13 protein-coding genes are annotated in these 16,579 nt (G+C 59.2%); 4 read left to right on the top strand and 9 right to left on the bottom strand.

Going from position 1 to position 16,579, the window contains the following annotated elements:
- The first annotated feature begins 60 nt into the window (after window positions 1-60).
- On the top strand, window positions 61-2,568 hold the full coding sequence (locus RUM8411_RS04585) for a GcvT family protein (RefSeq protein WP_085821454.1): 2,508 nt from the start codon (window positions 61-63) through the stop codon (window positions 2,566-2,568).
- A 44-nt stretch (window positions 2,569-2,612) separates the two neighbouring features.
- Here RUM8411_RS04585 and RUM8411_RS04580 read toward each other — a convergent pair whose 3' ends face one another.
- Window positions 2,613-3,266 (bottom strand): DUF938 domain-containing protein, encoded by a 654-nt coding sequence (locus RUM8411_RS04580; RefSeq protein WP_085821453.1) that lies wholly within the window; start codon window positions 3,264-3,266, stop codon window positions 2,613-2,615.
- Complete coding sequence (locus RUM8411_RS04575) at window positions 3,263-4,336, bottom strand: NAD(P)/FAD-dependent oxidoreductase (RefSeq protein ID WP_085821452.1); 1,074 nt, start codon at window positions 4,334-4,336, stop codon at window positions 3,263-3,265. The genes RUM8411_RS04580 and RUM8411_RS04575 overlap by 4 nt, the downstream gene beginning before the upstream one ends.
- A 163-nt stretch (window positions 4,337-4,499) precedes the next feature.
- Here RUM8411_RS04575 and RUM8411_RS04570 point away from each other — a divergent pair, with 163 nt between their 5' ends.
- From RUM8411_RS04570 to RUM8411_RS04560, 3 genes are all read left to right on the top strand, one after another.
- Complete coding sequence (locus tag RUM8411_RS04570; RefSeq protein WP_085821451.1) at window positions 4,500-4,880, top strand: hypothetical protein; 381 nt, start codon at window positions 4,500-4,502, stop codon at window positions 4,878-4,880.
- Window positions 4,881-4,883: 3 nt separating this feature from the next.
- A complete protein-coding gene (locus RUM8411_RS04565; RefSeq protein ID WP_085821450.1) occupies window positions 4,884-6,116 on the top strand; it encodes an HlyD family secretion protein in 1,233 nt (410 codons plus the stop codon).
- Between the two features lie 266 nt (window positions 6,117-6,382).
- The gene (locus tag RUM8411_RS04560) at window positions 6,383-7,021 is read left to right on the top strand and encodes a hypothetical protein (RefSeq protein WP_085821449.1); all 639 of its coding nucleotides are present in this window, start codon (window positions 6,383-6,385) and stop codon (window positions 7,019-7,021) included.
- 84 nt (window positions 7,022-7,105) lie between these two features.
- On the opposite strand, the gene RUM8411_RS04555 is transcribed toward RUM8411_RS04560, so the two are convergent.
- The 7 genes from RUM8411_RS04555 to xdhA are packed head-to-tail and all read right to left on the bottom strand — an operon-like array spanning window position 7,106 to window position 16,466.
- The gene (locus RUM8411_RS04555; protein ID WP_085821448.1) at window positions 7,106-8,179 is read right to left on the bottom strand and encodes a BMP family ABC transporter substrate-binding protein; all 1,074 of its coding nucleotides are present in this window, start codon (window positions 8,177-8,179) and stop codon (window positions 7,106-7,108) included.
- A gap of 32 nt (window positions 8,180-8,211) precedes the next feature.
- Window positions 8,212-9,132: an ABC transporter permease gene (locus tag RUM8411_RS04550; protein ID WP_085821447.1), complete on the bottom strand. Its 921-nt coding sequence runs from the start codon at window positions 9,130-9,132 to the stop codon at window positions 8,212-8,214.
- Between the two features lie 3 nt (window positions 9,133-9,135).
- Entirely contained in the window at window positions 9,136-10,218 is a 1,083-nt protein-coding gene (locus tag RUM8411_RS04545; RefSeq protein ID WP_085821603.1) for an ABC transporter permease, read from the bottom strand.
- 38 nt (window positions 10,219-10,256) lie between these two features.
- Window positions 10,257-11,774 (bottom strand): ABC transporter ATP-binding protein, encoded by a 1,518-nt coding sequence (locus RUM8411_RS04540; RefSeq protein WP_085821446.1) that lies wholly within the window; start codon window positions 11,772-11,774, stop codon window positions 10,257-10,259.
- Window positions 11,771-12,706, bottom strand: coding sequence for a xanthine dehydrogenase accessory protein XdhC (gene xdhC, locus RUM8411_RS04535; RefSeq protein WP_085821445.1), 936 nt, complete (start codon window positions 12,704-12,706; stop codon window positions 11,771-11,773). Before xdhC ends, RUM8411_RS04540 begins: the two co-directional genes overlap by 4 nt.
- Complete coding sequence (xdhB, locus tag RUM8411_RS04530) at window positions 12,706-15,108, bottom strand: xanthine dehydrogenase molybdopterin binding subunit (protein WP_085821444.1); 2,403 nt, start codon at window positions 15,106-15,108, stop codon at window positions 12,706-12,708. Before xdhB ends, xdhC begins: the two co-directional genes overlap by 1 nt.
- Window positions 15,105-16,466, bottom strand: coding sequence for a xanthine dehydrogenase small subunit (gene xdhA, locus RUM8411_RS04525; RefSeq protein ID WP_085821443.1), 1,362 nt, complete (start codon window positions 16,464-16,466; stop codon window positions 15,105-15,107). The genes xdhB and xdhA overlap by 4 nt, the downstream gene beginning before the upstream one ends.
- Between the last annotated feature and the right edge of the window lie 113 nt (window positions 16,467-16,579).

Here is a 16,579-nt window from a genome sequence, read left to right as displayed (position 1 = left end):
CGCCGGGGGAATCAATTGCGCCATATGGTGGCAACAGATTCCAAGGGGAGACACCCGGCTATGAAAACCCAAGTCAAAGCACTGGTCGTTGGCGGCGGCGCCATCGGGACCTCGATCGCCTATCATTTGGCCAAGGCGGGCTGGGACGATGTGATGCTGATCGAACGGGACGAGTTGACGTCCGGTTCAACCTGGCACGCGGCTGGCCTGCTGCCATTGTTCAACATGTCTTATGCCACGACGCATATTCACAAGTACTCGGTCGATTTCTACAAGCAGCTTGAGGAAGAAACTGGCTTGAACGCGGGTTTCGCAGTTGTCGGCAACCTGCGCATGGCCCAGACGCAAGAGCGTATGGACGAATACATGCTCTACGCCTCAACGGCTGAGACCTGTGGCGTGCCGTACGAATGGCTGACCCCGGATGAGATCAAGGCGCGCTGGCCGCTGATCAACACCGAAGACCTGAAGGGTGCGATATATCACAACACCGATGGCTACATTAACCCGGCGGATGTAACGCAGGCGATGGCCAAGGGCGCGCGCCAGCATGGCGCAGAGATCGTGCGCAAGATGCAGGCCGATGCGTTCCACTGGAATGGTACTCATTGGGAAGTCACCTGTACCAAGATGGTTGAGCAGGGCGGGAACCTTGTTCCCGGCGATGAGCAGGTTGTCATCACCGCCGAACATGTGGTGACCGCGTCGGGCAACCACGCGCAGCGCACTGCCAAAATGCTGGGCATCAAAATGGCTGCCATTCCGGTCGAGCATCAGTTCATCGTCATGGATAAAGACCCGGCGCTGGTCGAGTATCGCGCGAATGGAGGGGATGAGCATCCGGTTATCCGGGACGCTGACGCACAGTCCTATGTCCGAGAAGAACGTGGCGGCTGGATTCTGGGTGTCTATGAAAAGAACGCGCCAGCGTGCTTTGAACATGGCGTGCCCGACAGTTTCCGCGCCGACCTGTTTCCGCTGGAACTAGAGCGGATCGAAGAACAGTACATGGCGATGATCCACCGGGTTCCGTCGTGTGAGGAAAGTGGTCTGAAAGACGATTTCAATGGCCCGATCTGCTATACGCCCGACGGCAACCCGCTGGTCGGTCCCGCGCCAGGCCTGCGCAACATGTGGCTGGCCGAAGGGTTCTCGTTCGGCATCACTGCTGCAGGTGGCACCGGATACTTTCTGGCGCAGATGATGGTTGATGGCGAAGCCGAGATTGACATGGCCTCGCTGGATCCCAAACGGTACTCCAGCAACTGGATGACCACCGAATTTGCCGCGCGCAAGAACGAAGAATGTTATGACCACGTCTACATCTTGCACCACCCGGATGAAGAGCGCCCGGCAGCCCGTCCATTGCGCACTGCACCGGCCTATGACCGCCAGAAGGCGCGCGGCGCTCAGTTTGGTTGGGTCAACGGCTGGGAACGGCCAAATTACTATGGCCCGCTGGATGCACCAGAAAACTTCGATCACGACGCGCGTTCTTTCCGTCGCGGTGGCTGGTGGCAGCATGCCGTGGACGAAGCCAAAGCGATCCGTGAAGGCGTCGGCCTGATCGACGCGACCGCGTTCACCAAGCACGTCGTCAAAGGCCCTGGCGCGACACAGTTCCTGGATTGGTTCACCTGCAACAAACTGCCCAAGATCGGTCGCATCAATCTAACCTACGCGCTGACGTCACATGGCACCACACGTACTGAATACACCATCGTCCGCAACGGCGAGAACAACTACTACATCGTCTCGGCCGGTGCCTGGACCGAGTATGACGCCGACTTCCTGCGCAAGGCGGCTGAAGACAAGATGGACGAGTTCGGCTATATCGAAATCCAGGATGTGACCACCCAGTGGGGCGTCTTTGCCATCGCTGGCCCCAAATCGCGAGACGTTCTGAAAGAGGTCATCAAAGACGCCGATCCGGACACCGCACTGTCCAACAAGCGCTTCCCCTGGCTGTCTGCCCGTCAGATTGAGCTGGGCATGTGCCCTGTCAACGCCATCCGCGTGGCTTATACCGGTGAGCTTGGCTGGGAGCTGCACCACCCGATGGAAATGCAGAACTATCTGTTCGATCTGCTAGAGAAGGCAGGCGAAAAGCACGGAATGAAACTGGTCGGTGCTCGTGCCCAGAACTGGCTGCGTCAGGAGAAATCCTATCGTGCCTTCGGCACCGAACTGGGCCGCGACGCGAACCCGCTAGAGGCTGACTTGCCGCGCTTTGTGGACTTGAACAAAGAGTTTCACGGCAAGGACAAAATGATCGAAACCGGCGTGCGCGTGAAATGTTGCACCTTGCTGATCGACGGACCGGATGATGCCGATCCCTGGGGCCGCGAAGTGCTGTATACGCCGGAAGGTGAGCGCGTCGGGCGTCTGACCTCGGGCGGGTATTCGGTGGCTTTCGAGAAATCCATCGGTATGGGCTATGTAACGCCCGATCTGGCAGTCGAAGGCACCAAGCTGAAGGTCAAGTTGCAGGACAAGCTGTGGGATGCGGTCGTCACCTGCGACAGTCCCTACGATCCTAAAAACGAGGTCATCCGCAAGGACGGCTAAGGTCACGAAAACGGGCGGTGCCAGACAAAGCCGCCCGTTTTTGCTCAGTCGGGCGGTTTTTCGGCGACAAAAGCCAGATTGTTGGCGGGCATGGTGACAGTCTCAAGGATGGTCAGGCCGTGCCGGGTCATCAGCCCCGCGATATCTGTATCGTCCTTGTAGCCGATTGCCGGATCTTGCTGGATCAACGCGTCGTTGAACCTCTGGTCGCCGTCACTGGTCAGCTTCCCGCCACGTTTGAACGGCCCATACAGGATGAACCGACCGCCGGGCAGCAAGGTCTGCGCCGCTTCACCAACCAGAGTTTGGGTTTCCTGCCAGCTGATCAGATGCACCAGATTGATCAAGACGATCAGATTCTGACCGCCATGATGTTGGTGCCATCCGTTTTCAGTGGCGTTCAGCGCAACAGCGGGTGCGACGTTGGACAGTCCGCCGGCATAAGCATCAATACTGTGCCGCCGATCCGCTGCAACCTCGGTAGGTTGCCAGAACACATTCGGCAGGCACTGCGCGAAGGCGCTTACATGTTGCCCGGTGCCGCTGGCAAGCTCCAGCGCTTTGCCGGTGTCGGGCGCCCATTGGCACAACAGTTCGCACAGCGCGTCTGCGTTGCGTGTTGCAGCGGGGGCGATCAGCCGATCGCCCTCGCCCTGATTTGCCACACTTGCGCTAGAGGGCAGGGGTCTTTTGGTCACCTGCGCAGCCTGTTCGGGCTGAGTGCCGCGAGAACCGCCGGATCCAGCACTGACTGGGTGCCCGTCGCCAGATCGGCAATAAGCTGTGAGGCCGCCGGGCAGGTCTGAAACCCGTACCCGCCTTGACCTGCGGACCAAATGAAGGACGGATCAGACGGATCGGGCCCCAACACCAGGGTTCCGTCCGGTGCAAAGCTGCGCAGCCCGGCCCAGTTCGCCTCGACCCGGGTGACGGGCTGGGTCATCATCTTTTCGTACCGGGCCAGACCTTCGGCCAGCACCATATCGTCAGCATAGGCGTCCTGTGGCGCGACCGGATCGGCCTCGGATGGTGAGACCAGAAGCTTGCCCGCATCGGGTTTGGCGTACCACGTCTCGCCCGTGCCCAGCATCATGGGCCAATTCCGAACATCATGCCCGCCTGGCGCGGGTAGCCGCGCCATTGATCGGCGCTTCGGCACTATGCCGATCGGTGCAATCCCGGCCAAGGCGGCGATCTGATCAACCCAGGCCCCGGCGGCATTGACCAGATTGCGCGCCTCAAAAACCTGGCCGGCCTCGACTCGCCACGACCCGTCTTTTTGAATGCGGCTCACCTTGCATTTGGTCAGAACCTCACCGCCATTGCGGCGAATAATGCGCGCAAAATCCTGTAACAACCTGTCGGTGTCGATGTCAAAAGCGCCCTTGCTGATAGCAGCGTAGCCAACGGTATCGGGGTTCAGGATCGGGATCCGGCGCAGCGCGTCATCAACCGAGATAGCCTGCATGTTCAGATCAACAATATCGCGATCAAAAACCGCCCCCTGATCCTTGCCGCCAACCAGCATTAGGCCGCGTGGCGTCAGATACCCACCGTTTTCATCGCGCAAAAAGTTGGCCCCGGCCTTGCTCAGTTCGACAACCGAAGCTGGACCATAGCTTTGTTCGAACAACGCAGCCGAGCGTCCGGACGTGTGGTAGCCCAGAGCATCCTCGGCCTCTAACACAGTAACACGCCCATGGTTGGACAGGCGCGCACCTGCACTTAACCCGGCAATCCCGCCGCCAATGATCAGAAAGTCAATCATGTATTCCCTTTTCGAAATTTGACATCTACGCGACGAAATAGTCGCCAATACGCCTTTGATCCCTTTGGGAACTTTAAGCAGGCTTGAATTTGCGCATCAACCCATCCAAACAAGGGTCACACAGATACAGGAGGGCAGGGTGAGCAACACAGACCTACACCCAATGGCCACGGGGCATATTCCGTCTTACGTGACCCAGGCGGACGGCAGTGATTTTCTTTTAACTTTCATGTTCATTTTTACCGTTTTGGTGATCGTTTTGATCGGGGTGGGGTATTTCACGCTCCATTCAATTCCTGAAAAGCTAGCGCATGAATCCAACCACCCGCAGTTTCAACTGGTGGGAATACTGGCCCTGCTGGCGCTGTTTACCCATAACGGCCTGTTCTGGGTTGCGGCTGTTCTGGTGGCTGGGTTCCAGTTTCCCGATGTTGCCGCTCCGTTGCGGGCAATTGCGGATGCGATCCGATCTTTGGGCACTGAGCGTTCCGAAGGTCCTGCGCCGGTTCAACCCACAGACCACACCGCCCAGCAGGAGCAGTAAGAGATGCTTGAGACATTGATGTGCGCACTGGTGACGGTGCTGCCCGACTATCTGTTCCGCCGTTTCGTTCAGGGCAAACGGATCGGGCACGAGATTACGCTGTTCACCATGTGGTACGAGCTGCGCTGGGGCCTGACGACCTGTGCCATTCTGGCGCTGACCGTGATCACAACCCTGTTTTACTTCCACCCCGCCAGTAAGACGGCGGCGTCCTATTTCCGCACCGTCACGATCCTGCCGCAACTGGGCGGGCGTGTGTCCGAGGTCTACGTGACCAACAACCAGCAGGTGGTTGCCGGGCAGCCGATTTTCCGGATCGAGGATTTCACCCAAACGGCGATGGTTGAGGCCGCTCATGCAGACATCGCGCAGGTTCAGGCCTCGTTGAAAGTGGCAGAAACCGATCTGGCCGAGGCCGAGGCCGGTATAGCCGGGGCTCGCGCAGCGCTGGATCAGTCGCTGGAAGACCTCGAGCGGAACACCACATTGCGGGATGAGGGTTCAAGTGCTGTGCGTCTGGCTGAAATTGACCGATTGGAAAATCTGGTAGCCGAGCGTGAGGCGCAGCTGAAAGCCGCGCAGGCAAAACGTGCCGCCGTTGTTCAGCAAATCGAAGAGCTGATCCCGGCGCAACTGGCCAGTGCCAACGCTCAACTTGATGCGGCGCTGACTGAGTTGGACAAAACCGTAATCAGCGCCGGAGTTACAGGCCGGGTCGAACAGTTCGGCCTGCAGGTTGGCGATTACGTCAGTCCGCTGCTACGTCCGGCGGGCATTCTGGTTCCATCTTCTTCGGGTCACGACCGGTTTCAGGCGGCGTTCAACCAACTCTCTGCTCAGGTTATCAAGCCGGGCATGATTGGCGAACTTGGCTGCATGACAAAACCCTTCACCGTGATTCCGGTTGTCGTGGTTCAGGTGCAGGATGTGATCCCGTCCGGCCAGATTCGGCCTACGGATGAGCTGCGCGACGTTCAGACCAACAACAAGCCGGGCTCGATTCTGGTGTATTTTGAACCGCTCTACAAAGGCATGGCCGATGACATTCCACCGGGCAGCAATTGTCTGGCCAATGTCTATACCGACAATCACGAAAGGCTGGAACACGAAGATCTTGGCTTTTGGGAAGGGGCATTCCTGCACGTCGTCGACACTATTGGTGTCGTGCATGCCGCAGGGCTGCGACTGCGTTTGATCCTGATGCCGGTAAATACACTGGTGTTGAGCGGGCACTAAACTTCGACGACAGCGGGACACGTCAGCACCATGCCGTGTCCCGCCAAGCTTTTCCTCGTGCCGGTTGGAATTTCGTTCCCTGTTTGGATGCTGGCTACATCCTGCAGTGGCATGCGCCTAACCAGGATTACTGCCTGGCGCTGCGTCCTTGCGCCAAATTTAATGTGAAACCGGATTTACGTAACGAGGCGGATTCCTCATAGTTCCAACGAGTTTGGAGCAAGGCCACTGTGGCGCAACTGAATTCCAAGGGAGAGCAGCAACCTATGTACATCGTCAAAAAACTCGTTTGTCTGGCCTTAGGGGCTGCGTTCCTCGGAGCAGCATTGCCACCAGCCGCGACCGCGCAAGTTGCGCAATGGAACCAGGTTGTTTCGGACCCAAAGTTACAGGAGTCGATGCACCGTGCCATACGTGAGGTGGCCACAGAATACGTAAACGAGCTGGACGAAGCAGGCGTCGCCGGTGCTATTGCATTTGTCGATACCCAGTTGGATTATCCGCTGCAGCTTGCATCACCCAATTTCCGTCATTTGAATCTGAACGCTCTGCAGGCCAAAGCGGCGTACGTGATGACGTATCAGGCAAAAACAAGTGCCGGAGTTAATGTTACTGTCGCACCGGCCATCTCGGGTATAGGCCTGACAGGTGGTTACGGAGGTCTTCCCGGCCCCGGAAATGTGAAGGCCGGCGGGCATGGGGAAATACCCGGGGACGGGGCGATGATGCTGTGCCCGATCAACAAGGCAGGGCTGGAGTTTATGTCCGGCGTAATCTCTATCGCCAGCTTGGATGCAAGCGGGCAGTTTCGTGTTGAACAGGATGGCGCTGACATCATCAGATTACACGGTGAAATCTTGCGACGCACCTATGAGTATTACGGGCACACGCCAGAAGCCGAGTAACTTGGCGGGCATCTGATCCGCTGCTTTAGATACAAAAAAGGCCCGCAATTCGCGGGCCTTTTCGTTCTTACGGATCGAACCGATTTACTGCGGAATTTCACCTTCCAGCCCTTCGACATAGAAGTTCATGCCCGCCAGCGTGCCGTCATCGGCAGTTTCGCCTTCACCCAGCCAGTCGCTGCCGTCTTGCTTTTTCAGCGGGCCGGTGAAGGGGTGGTATTCACCCGCCGCCATTGCCGCCTTCAGCGCCAGCGCCTCTTCCTTGACGTCGGCCGGAACCGCGTCCGAGATCTCGCCAATGGCAACCATGCCCTCGCGGATTCCGTCCCATGTGTTGGCGCTTTCCCAGGTGCCATCCATCACGGCCTGGGTGCGCGCGATGTAGTAAGGGGCCCAATCATCGATGATCGATGAAACACGCGGGAAGGGTGCGTATTCGCTCATGTCCGAAGCCTGACCAAAGGTGATGACGTTGCCTGCCTCTTGCGCGGCTGCTTGCGGCGCGGTCGAGTCAGTGTGCTGCAGGATCACGTCTGCACCCTGTTCGATCAAAACCGAGGCCGCGTCGGCCTCTTTCGCGGGGTCGAACCAAGTGTAGGCCCAGATGATTTTGAACTCGACATCCGGGTTTACCTTTTTGGCGTGGACATAGGCCGAGTTAATACCGCGGATCACTTCAGGGATCGGGTAGGATCCGATGTAACCGATGGTGTTCGACTTGGTCATCTTACCGGCGATATGCCCTTGAACGGCGCGGCCTTCATAGAAACGGGCCGAATAGACCGAGACGTTGTCGGCGGTCTTGTATCCAGTCGCGTGCTCGAATTTCACATTCGGGAATTTTTTGGCCACGTTGATAGTCGGGTCCATATAACCGAACGAAGTGGTAAAGATCAGATCCGCGCCTTCCAGCGCCATCTGGGTCATCACGCGTTCTGCATCGGGACCTTCGGGGACCGATTCAACAAAGACGGTCTCGACTTTGTCGCCAAACTCTTCCTCGACAGCCAGACGGCCTTTGTTGTGCTCATAGGTCCATCCGCCGTCGCCCACGGGGCCGACATAGACAAAGCCGACTTTGGTTTTGTCTTCGGCCATGGCGGTTGTCGCCAGACCCAGCGCCATGGCGGCGCTGGTCAAAAGAGATGTGAATTTCATGTAGTTACTCCCCAAGTTGATTTAGTTGGCCTCTAGTGCGAGGCGTGGAATATCCGACCCAATGAGGCAGGTGCGCTGCTCTTGTCGGCCGAAAGGATCACAAGCACAAGGATCGTGATGATGTAGGGCGACATTGCCAGATACTCGACTGGAATGGCAACGCCCGCCGCCTGCAAATTAAGCTGCAAAACAGTGATGCCGCCGAACAAATAGGCACCCAGCAAGGCACGCCATGGTTTCCAGCTGGCAAAGACCACCAGCGCCAGCGCAATCCAGCCAACACCGGCGGTCATGCCTTCGGTCCATTGGGGGACACGGATCAGGCTGATATAGGCCCCTCCCAACCCTGCACAGGCACCGCCAAACAGGATCGCCAGGATGCGGATCTTGATGACCTTATAGCCCAACGCATGCGCGGCATCGTGGTTTTCGCCCACGGCGCGCAGGATCAGACCAACGCGCGTGTATTTAAGCGTGGCCCAGACAGCGGCTGTCAGGGCAATTCCCAGGTAAAGGATCGGGTCGTGCTGAAACAGGATCGGGCCAATGACAGGGATGTCGCTGATCACGGGGATATGGATTTCCCCCATGCTGGGTGGTTTGACCCCGACATAGCCCTGCCCCAGAAGGGCACTAAAGCCCAGGCCGAACAACGTCAGCGCCAGACCACTGGCCACCTGGTTCGCCAATGCTACTTGCGTCAGCAAAACAAACAGCAGGGATAGCACCGCGCCTCCAATGGCTGCGGCGATAAAACCCAGCCAGGGCGAGCCGGTCTCGACCGAGATCGCAAAGCCGCTGATTGCGCCAACGATCATCATGCCCTCAACGCCGAGGTTTAGAACGCCTGCTTTTTCGACGACCAGCTCTCCGATTGCGGCCAGCAGCAGGGGCGTCGCGGCCACCATCAGGGACGCTACCAGAAGTACGGGATTAATCTCACTAAGATCCATGGGTCACGCTACCTCGCTACGGGCCGCACGGATGCGGTAGTTGGTCAAAAGATCGAAGGCCAGCAGGAAGAACAACAGCATCCCCTGGAACACCTGAATGGCGGCGGCAGGCAGACCCAATTGGGATTGCGCGATCTCACCGCCGATATAGGTCAGTGCCATCAGGCCACCGGCCAGCAAGATGCCCACCGGGTGCAACCGGCCCAGAAAGGCCACGATGATCGCTGTAAAGCCATAGCCCACGTTGAAGTCGATGCTGACCACGCCTGAGGGGCCGGACACTTCGAACATGCCCGCCAGCCCGGCCAGCGCGCCGGACAAGCCCAGACAGAACAGGATCAGGCGGGCCGGGTTCACACCGGCGAATTTCGCCGCACGCGGGGCCTCACCTGTCAGCCGAATGTGAAAGCCCAGCATATGCCTGTTCAGCAGGATATAGGAAAAGATCACCGCAATCAGCGCGGTTACTACCCCCCAATGCATGCCCGATCCCGCGATCAGCTCGGCATTATGTGCGCTGTCATAGGCTTGCAAATTGCGCGAGCCGGGAAAACCGAACCCTTCAGGGTTCTTCAGCAAGCCCAGCGACACCGAGGCCAGCATCTGTTCGGCCACGTAGACCAGCATCAGCGAGACGAGGATTTCATTGGTGCCAAACCGGACCTTCAAAAAAGCCGGGATGGACGCCCAGAGCCAACCGCCAAACGCGCCAGCGATCACCATGATCGGAAAGACGTACCACGCATCCAATGGATAGAATGCCAGACCGGCCCCGGCGCCAAAGATCGCGCCCATGATGTACTGCCCTTCGGCGCCGATGTTCCAAATGCCTGCCTTAAAGCCCAGCGATAGGCCAATGGCGATCAAGACTAAAGGCGCACCTTTCACCAGCAATTGCGGGCGATAATAAAAGGCAAACTCACCAAACAAGGGTTCCCAGAAAATGGTGCCGATGGCCTCGATCGGGTTCTTGCCCAAAAGGGTGAACAAGATACCGCCGCACACCATCGTTGCCAGTACAGCAACCAAGGGGGTGGCATAAGACCACGCCTTGGATGGCTGTGGCCGTTTCTCCAATACTATCATCCGCTCATACCCCCGCATTCATCTTTTTTTGCAACCGTTCAGACATGGGCCACCTCCATGCCGTGCGCGCCACCCATCATCAGGCCGATCTCATCGACCGTCAGTCCAGTGGTTGTGCGCGGGGCGCTCAGGCGGCCCTCGTTCAGGGCGGCGAAGCTGTCTGAGATTTCCATCAATTCGTCCAGATCCTGGCTTATGCAGACCACTGCGGTGCCTTTGGCCGCCAGATCCAGAATGGCCTGGCGGATCGCAGCGGCGGCGGCAGCATCCACACCCCATGTTGGCTGGTTCACCACCAGCACGTCTGGGTTTTGCAACACCTCGCGTCCGATCACGAACTTCTGCAGGTTGCCGCCTGACAGGGACCGCGCCGCGTTTTCCGGCCCCGGTGTTCGGACGTCGAAGGCCTGAATGATCTTTTCGGCAAAGCCTTTGGTTTCGGCCCATTTCAAGAAGCCATTGTTTTCCAGCCCTTCGCGTACCGATCCGGTCAGCAAAGCGTTTTCGGTCAAGCTCATATCCGGCGCGGCCGCATGTCCCAGCCGTTCTTCGGGCGCGGTCAGCACCCCCAGCCTGCGCCGTGCGGTGGGGCCCAACTTGCCAATCGGTTGACCGTTAAATTTGATTGCGTCAGCGGCTGTCAGGATTTCACCCGACAGGACGCCCAGCAATTCATCCTGACCATTGCCGGCAACCCCGCCGATGCCCAGCACCTCACCCTTACGGACAGCCATGTGGACGTTCTTCAGCGCGGTTCCAAACTCTGACGGCGACGGCACCGACAACCCGCTGACATCCAGCGCAACCTCGCCAAAATCCCGCCCGGACCGTTCAGGTGTCTGCAGGGTCGAACCGACCATCATCTCGGCCATGTCCCGGGCCGAGGTTTCGGCAGGAACGCATTCCCCTACGTTTTTGCCCAGCCGCAGGATTGTGGCGTGATCACACAAGGTACGGATTTCCTCCAACTTGTGCGAGATATACAGGATCGAAGTGCCCTCGGAGCGCAGTTTGTTCAGCGTTTCAAACAGGATATCAACCTCTTGCGGGGTCAGAACCGAGGTCGGTTCATCCATGATCAACAGCTTGGGATCCTGCAACAGGCATCGGATGATCTCGACCCGCTGACGCTCACCGGCCGACAGATCGCCAACCGTGCGAAAGGGGTCCAGCGGCAGGCCGTAGGTTTCCGAAACTTCGCGGATGCGCGAGGCCAGGTCCCCCATGGCAGGCGGGTTTTCCATCCCCAGAGCGATGTTTTCAGCCACGTTCAGCGCGTCGAACAGCGAGAAATGCTGAAACACCATCGCGATCCCATCTGCGCGGGCTGCGCGGGGCTCGGGTGGCGCAAAGGGCTGTCCGCGCAGCAACATGGTGCCGCTGTCTGGCTTGACCAGCCCGTAAATCATTTTCACCAGCGTGGATTTGCCGGCGCCATTCTCGCCCAACAGGGCGTGAACCTCGCCTTCACCGATGTCAAAGGACACCTGATCATTGGCCACGACGCCGGGATAGGCTTTGGTCAGCCCTTGCAAGCTTAGAAGTGGAGTGGTCACGCGCTCAGGTCCTTCTTCAAGTCGTTCTGCCGGGCGGGGCGCAGCACTTGTGTTGCGACGCCAACGGCGATCATCTGCGGGTGTTTACCCAGCGTTGGATCACCAATCGGGCAGGTGATCCGGCTTATCTGTTCGGGCGCATGGCCCAGGGCCGCCAGCCGCGACCGGAATCGCGCCCATTTCGTAGCCGAGCCAATCAGCCCCGCAAAGCGGAAATCGTGCAAAAGCAGCCTGTTGCACAGTTCCAGATCCAGATTGTGTGAGTAAGTCAGCACAAGGTGTTCGACGTCAATTGGTGCGTGGCGCACCAACTCGGCCGGTTTCGCTGCCGGAACGACGGTTACGCCGCCCGGTACCTTATCAGGAAACCGGTCTGATCCGGTGTCCACCCAGGTGATGGCCAGATCGGGCAGGGGCGACAGCACATCAACCAGCGCCCGACCGACATGGCCCGCGCCCCAGATCCACAGATTGCGTGTGGGCTTGTGAACCGGCTCGATCATCCAGCCTTCCAACAGTTGCGGGTCTGGGTCGATACCTTGACCGCGCGCCTGCGCCAGCACGCGTTTGACGGATAAAGGCATCTCTGGCGCTGCCATTGGGCGAGCGATGATCGTATCATCCAGCCGATCGACCGCGCCCATGTCATAGATTTCGCTGACCAGTGTCACCGCCCCGCCGCAACACTGCCCCAGATCGGGACCAAGCGCATGCTGGGAAAGACGGGCCGGATGGATTTGGGTACGTGCCGCTTCTGCCGCCTGATACTCCAGGGTGCCGCCACCGATGGTGCCGCTCTGCCCATCCTTCCAGACCAGCATCGCCGCGCCGATCTCGCGCGGGGACGATCCCTTGATCGCGGCGATGACCACCCGGGTAACTGTCCCGTGGGTTTTGACCGCCTCCCTCAAAGCCTCAAGGTCAAATCCCATCAAATGTCTCCCTTCATCTTTTGGATGCCGTGCCACACCTGTTCGGCCGTAGCGGGCGCATCCAGCGCCGGATAACGGTCACCGCAGGCCGCCACCGCATTCGACAGCGCCAGCCAGGCGGATATGCCTAGCATGAACGGGGGTTCCCCGACCGCCTTGGAGCGATAGATTGTGTCCTCGCGGTTCTCACCATGCCAAAGGGCTACGTTGAAGATGTCGGGCCGGTCGGAACAGGCCGGGATCTTGTAGGTCGAGGGCGCATGCGTGCGCAGGTTGCCTTTGCCGTCCCAGACCAGCTCCTCGGTCGTCAACCAGCCCGCGCCTTGCACATAGCCGCCTTCGACCTGACCGATATCCAGCGCAGGGTTCAGTGAGGCACCTGCGTCATGCAGGATATCTGTGCGCAGAATGCGGTTTTCGCCAGTCAGTGTGTCAACCGCAACTTCGGTGATCGAGGCTCCATAAGCAAAGTAAAAGAATGGTCGTCCCCGGCCTTTGATGCGATCCCATTCGATCTTGGGCGTCTTGTAGAACCCCGTTGCTGACAGGCTGATCCGGCCCTGATAGGCCAGTGCAGCAGCCTCGGCAAAGGTGTAGCGTTCCTCGCCGACCTCAACATGACCGTCAGTGAAGATGACGCTGGCAGGATCAGCCTGGTGCCGTTCAGCCAGATAGTCCGCCATCCGGTCGCGGATCGTGTCGCAGGCCGCCTTCACGGCCATCCCGTTCAAATCGCTGCCGGACGAGGCCGCCGTGGCCGAGGTATTCGGCACTTTGGCTGTGTCGGTCGCGGTAATCTTCACCATCTCCAGCGGGATGCCAAACCGTGAGGCTGCAACCTGTGCAACCTTCTGGAACAGGCCCTGACCCATCTCTGTGCCGCCGTGGTTCAGGTGGACTGAGCCGTCCTGATACACGTGCACCAAAGCACCCGCCTGGTTCAAATGGGTCAGCGTGAAGGAAATGCCGAACTTGACCGGAGAAAAGCTGATGCCTTTCTTAACCACAGCGTTTTCGGCGTTCCATTTGTCGATAGCTGCCTTGCGCTTGGCATAGTCGCTGGATTCCAGCAGTGCCTGGGTCATACCGTGCAGTTCGAAATCGCTGACCTCCATCCCGTAGGGCGTCGTATTGCCACCAGCGGGCAAGGGACGTACCGGAGCGTGCGCCGTATCAACAGCGCCGCGACTGGTAAGGTCTTCGTGCGGGTCGGGACGGCCCAGCGGTTTTTCCTCGGGCGGTTGTTCGGCCACGGCATGGGCCGGTTCGTAATAGTTCCTGCGGCGCAGTTCAACCGGATCAATGCGCAGCGTGTGCGCGGCGTGGTCCATCATTCGCTCGACGCCAACCATGCCCTGCGGCCCGCCAAAACCGCGATAGGCAGTGGCGGATTGGGTGTTGGTTTTCAACCGATGGCTTTCGATCCGCGCGTTGGGCAGAAGATATGCATTATCGGAATGCAACATCGCGCGGTCCGCGACGGGCAGGGACAGGTCCTGTGCCCAACCGCAGATGGCGTGATGCAGGAAGGACACCCCCTGAATATGGCCGTGATCATCAAACCCGGCACGATAAGAAATCCGAAACGCGTGGCGCTTGCCGGTGATAATCATGTCATCATCGCGGTCATAGCGCATTTTGCAGGCCTTGCCGGTCGCCCGAGCGACGATGGCACAGGCGACGGCCAGCGCGTTACCCTGGCTTTCCTTGCCCCCGAACCCTCCGCCCATGCGGCGGGTTTCAACCCGGACCGCATGCATCGGAACGCCCAGAGCATCAGCTACCTTGTGCTGTATCTCGGTTGGGTGCTGGGTCGAGGAATGCACCAGCATGTCCGCGCCCTCATTCGGCACGGCCAATGCGGCCTGACCTTCCAGATAGAAATGCTCCTGCCCGCCAAGCTCAAAACTGCCTTCGATCACATGGGCGGCACTTGCGATAGCCGCATCCGCGTCGCCTTTGGCGTAGATGCGCGGGCCGTCTTCAAAGCGGCTGTCCGCGGCCAGGGCGTCCTCAATGGTCAGAATAGGTGTTTCCTCGGCATAGTCGATCTTGCCCAGACGTGCGGCTTTGCGCGCAGCCAGATGGCTGGTGGCCGCCACAACGAACACCGGTTGGCCGATATAGTTTACCGTGCCGTCCGACAGCAGCGGTTCATCGTGGATCGAGGGCGAGACGTCATTGGCAAAAGGCAGGTCCTCGGCAGTCATCACCATTGCGACCCCGTCTGCAGTTTTCACCGCAGACAAATCCATCGCCGTGATCTTGCCCTTGGCAATCGGGCTAAGGCCGAATGCCAGATACAGCGTGCCCTTGGGGGTCGGGATGTCATCCACATACCGCGCCGTACCGGATACGTGCAGTGGTGCCGCGTCATGGGGCAGGGGTTTTGTCACGCTCATGCCGTCACCTCCAGCACGTTTGTCACGTCCCCCTGATCCTCATGGAAATACCTCTCGAGCAGCGCTTGGGCCGTCTCCAGCCGATAGGTTGCCGAGGCGCGCATGTCTGTGAGTGGTGCAAAATCTTCGGCAAATCTGGGCAGCGCGGCCTTTACGGTCGCGTGCGTCCAGGGTTTGCCAATGATTGCGGTCTCGACATGGGTTGCCCGCTTCGGAATGCCAGCCATGCCGCCAAAAGCGATGCGCGCCTGTGTGACGGTGCCGTCCGAAACAGTGATGTTGAAACAACCGCAAACGGCAGAAATGTCCTGATCGAACCGCTTGCTGAGCTTATAGCATTTCAGCCTGTCCGCTTGGCGCGGGAAGCTGACGGCCTCGACAAACTCACCGGGCACACGATCCTGCTTGCCGTAGTCGAGGAAAAACTCTTCCAGCGGCAGCTGTCGCCGCGTATCGCCCCTGCGCAGATGCAGTGTCGCATCCAGGGCGATCAGGGCAGGCGGGTTGTCCCCGATGGGCGAGCCGTTGGCGATATTGCCGCCTACGGTGGCTGCATGGCGCACCTGAACACTGGCATAGCGGCGGATCATCTCAGCGTAAGACGGGTGCAGATCGACCAGCGCGTCGCCCATGCGGTTCATGTCGACCATGGCGCCAAAGCGGAGTTCACGATCGGTGATTGTGATCTGTTTCAAATCATCGCAGCGGTTCAGGAAAATCACCGGATCCAGATCCCGCAGCTGTTTGGTGACCCACAGGCCAACATCCGTGGCTCCGGCAACCAGAGTAGCCTCAGGGTGGTCAGCGTACACTGTGGCCAGCGCGTCCGAGGACGTAGGCAACATTGGGGGCGATGACGGCGACGCGACCGGTTTATCCTTGACCCAGACGGGTACAGGCTGATCCTCGGCCGCTTGTGCGGCGCGGATGATCGGCGCGTAGCCTGTGCAACGACACAGGTTTCCGGCAAGCTGGGTGTCGTGATCCGTTGCCCCGGTGGCGTGACCAGCCACCATCGACATGACAAAGCCCGGGGTGCAGAACCCGCATTGCGAGCCGTGCAGATCGACCATCGCCTGTTGCACAGGGTGAGCCTCTCCATTTGGTCCGCTTGCGCCTTCGACCGTGCGCACTGCTTTGCCGTGTAGCTGAGGCAGGAACAGGATGCATGAATTAAGCGCCTTCGCACCATCCTCATCCGTCACCATGATGGTGCAGGCCCCGCAATCGCCTTCGTTGCAGCCTTCCTTGGTACCGGTCAGGCCGCGATCCTCGCGCAGCCAGTCCAGCAGGGTCGCTGTCGGATCAACATCCGCCAGCTCCACTGTCTCTCCGTTCAGAAGAAACGTGATATCCATTCGAGAAACCCGTCGCCTTACCCGGTTGCGCCCTTCGGTGCCCTCCTTCGATGCGACGTAGAAAGAGTGGCGGGCGGATAGCTTGCAGTCTGATGTTAGAAACAGCGCGGCTT

Source organism: Ruegeria meonggei (assembly GCF_900172215.1).
Classification (GTDB): domain Bacteria; phylum Pseudomonadota; class Alphaproteobacteria; order Rhodobacterales; family Rhodobacteraceae; genus Ruegeria; species Ruegeria meonggei.
The sequence above is the reverse complement of the archived record's forward strand: the minus strand, read 5'-3'. Positions and strand labels throughout refer to the sequence as shown.

What these genes read in the sequence shown, in the direction of transcription:
- xdhA (WP_085821443.1), bottom strand. Translation starts at nt 16,466, where the DNA reads ATGGATATCACGTTTCTTCTGAACGGAGAGACAGTGGAGCTGGCGGAT.
- xdhC (WP_085821445.1), bottom strand. Translation starts at nt 12,706, where the DNA reads ATGGGATTTGACCTTGAGGCTTTGAGGGAGGCGGTCAAAACCCACGGG.
- RUM8411_RS04550 (WP_085821447.1), bottom strand. Translation starts at nt 9,132, where the DNA reads ATGGATCTTAGTGAGATTAATCCCGTACTTCTGGTAGCGTCCCTGATG.
- RUM8411_RS04575 (WP_085821452.1), bottom strand. Translation starts at nt 4,336, where the DNA reads ATGATTGACTTTCTGATCATTGGCGGCGGGATTGCCGGGTTAAGTGCA.
- RUM8411_RS04565 (WP_085821450.1), top strand. Translation starts at nt 4,884, where the DNA reads ATGCTTGAGACATTGATGTGCGCACTGGTGACGGTGCTGCCCGACTAT.
- RUM8411_RS04545 (WP_085821603.1), bottom strand. Translation starts at nt 10,218, where the DNA reads ATGATAGTATTGGAGAAACGGCCACAGCCATCCAAGGCGTGGTCTTAT.
- RUM8411_RS04570 (WP_085821451.1), top strand. Translation starts at nt 4,500, where the DNA reads ATGGCCACGGGGCATATTCCGTCTTACGTGACCCAGGCGGACGGCAGT.
- RUM8411_RS04585 (WP_085821454.1), top strand. Translation starts at nt 61, where the DNA reads ATGAAAACCCAAGTCAAAGCACTGGTCGTTGGCGGCGGCGCCATCGGG.
- RUM8411_RS04560 (WP_085821449.1), top strand. Translation starts at nt 6,383, where the DNA reads ATGTACATCGTCAAAAAACTCGTTTGTCTGGCCTTAGGGGCTGCGTTC.
- xdhB (WP_085821444.1), bottom strand. Translation starts at nt 15,108, where the DNA reads ATGAGCGTGACAAAACCCCTGCCCCATGACGCGGCACCACTGCACGTA.
- RUM8411_RS04555 (WP_085821448.1), bottom strand. Translation starts at nt 8,179, where the DNA reads ATGAAATTCACATCTCTTTTGACCAGCGCCGCCATGGCGCTGGGTCTG.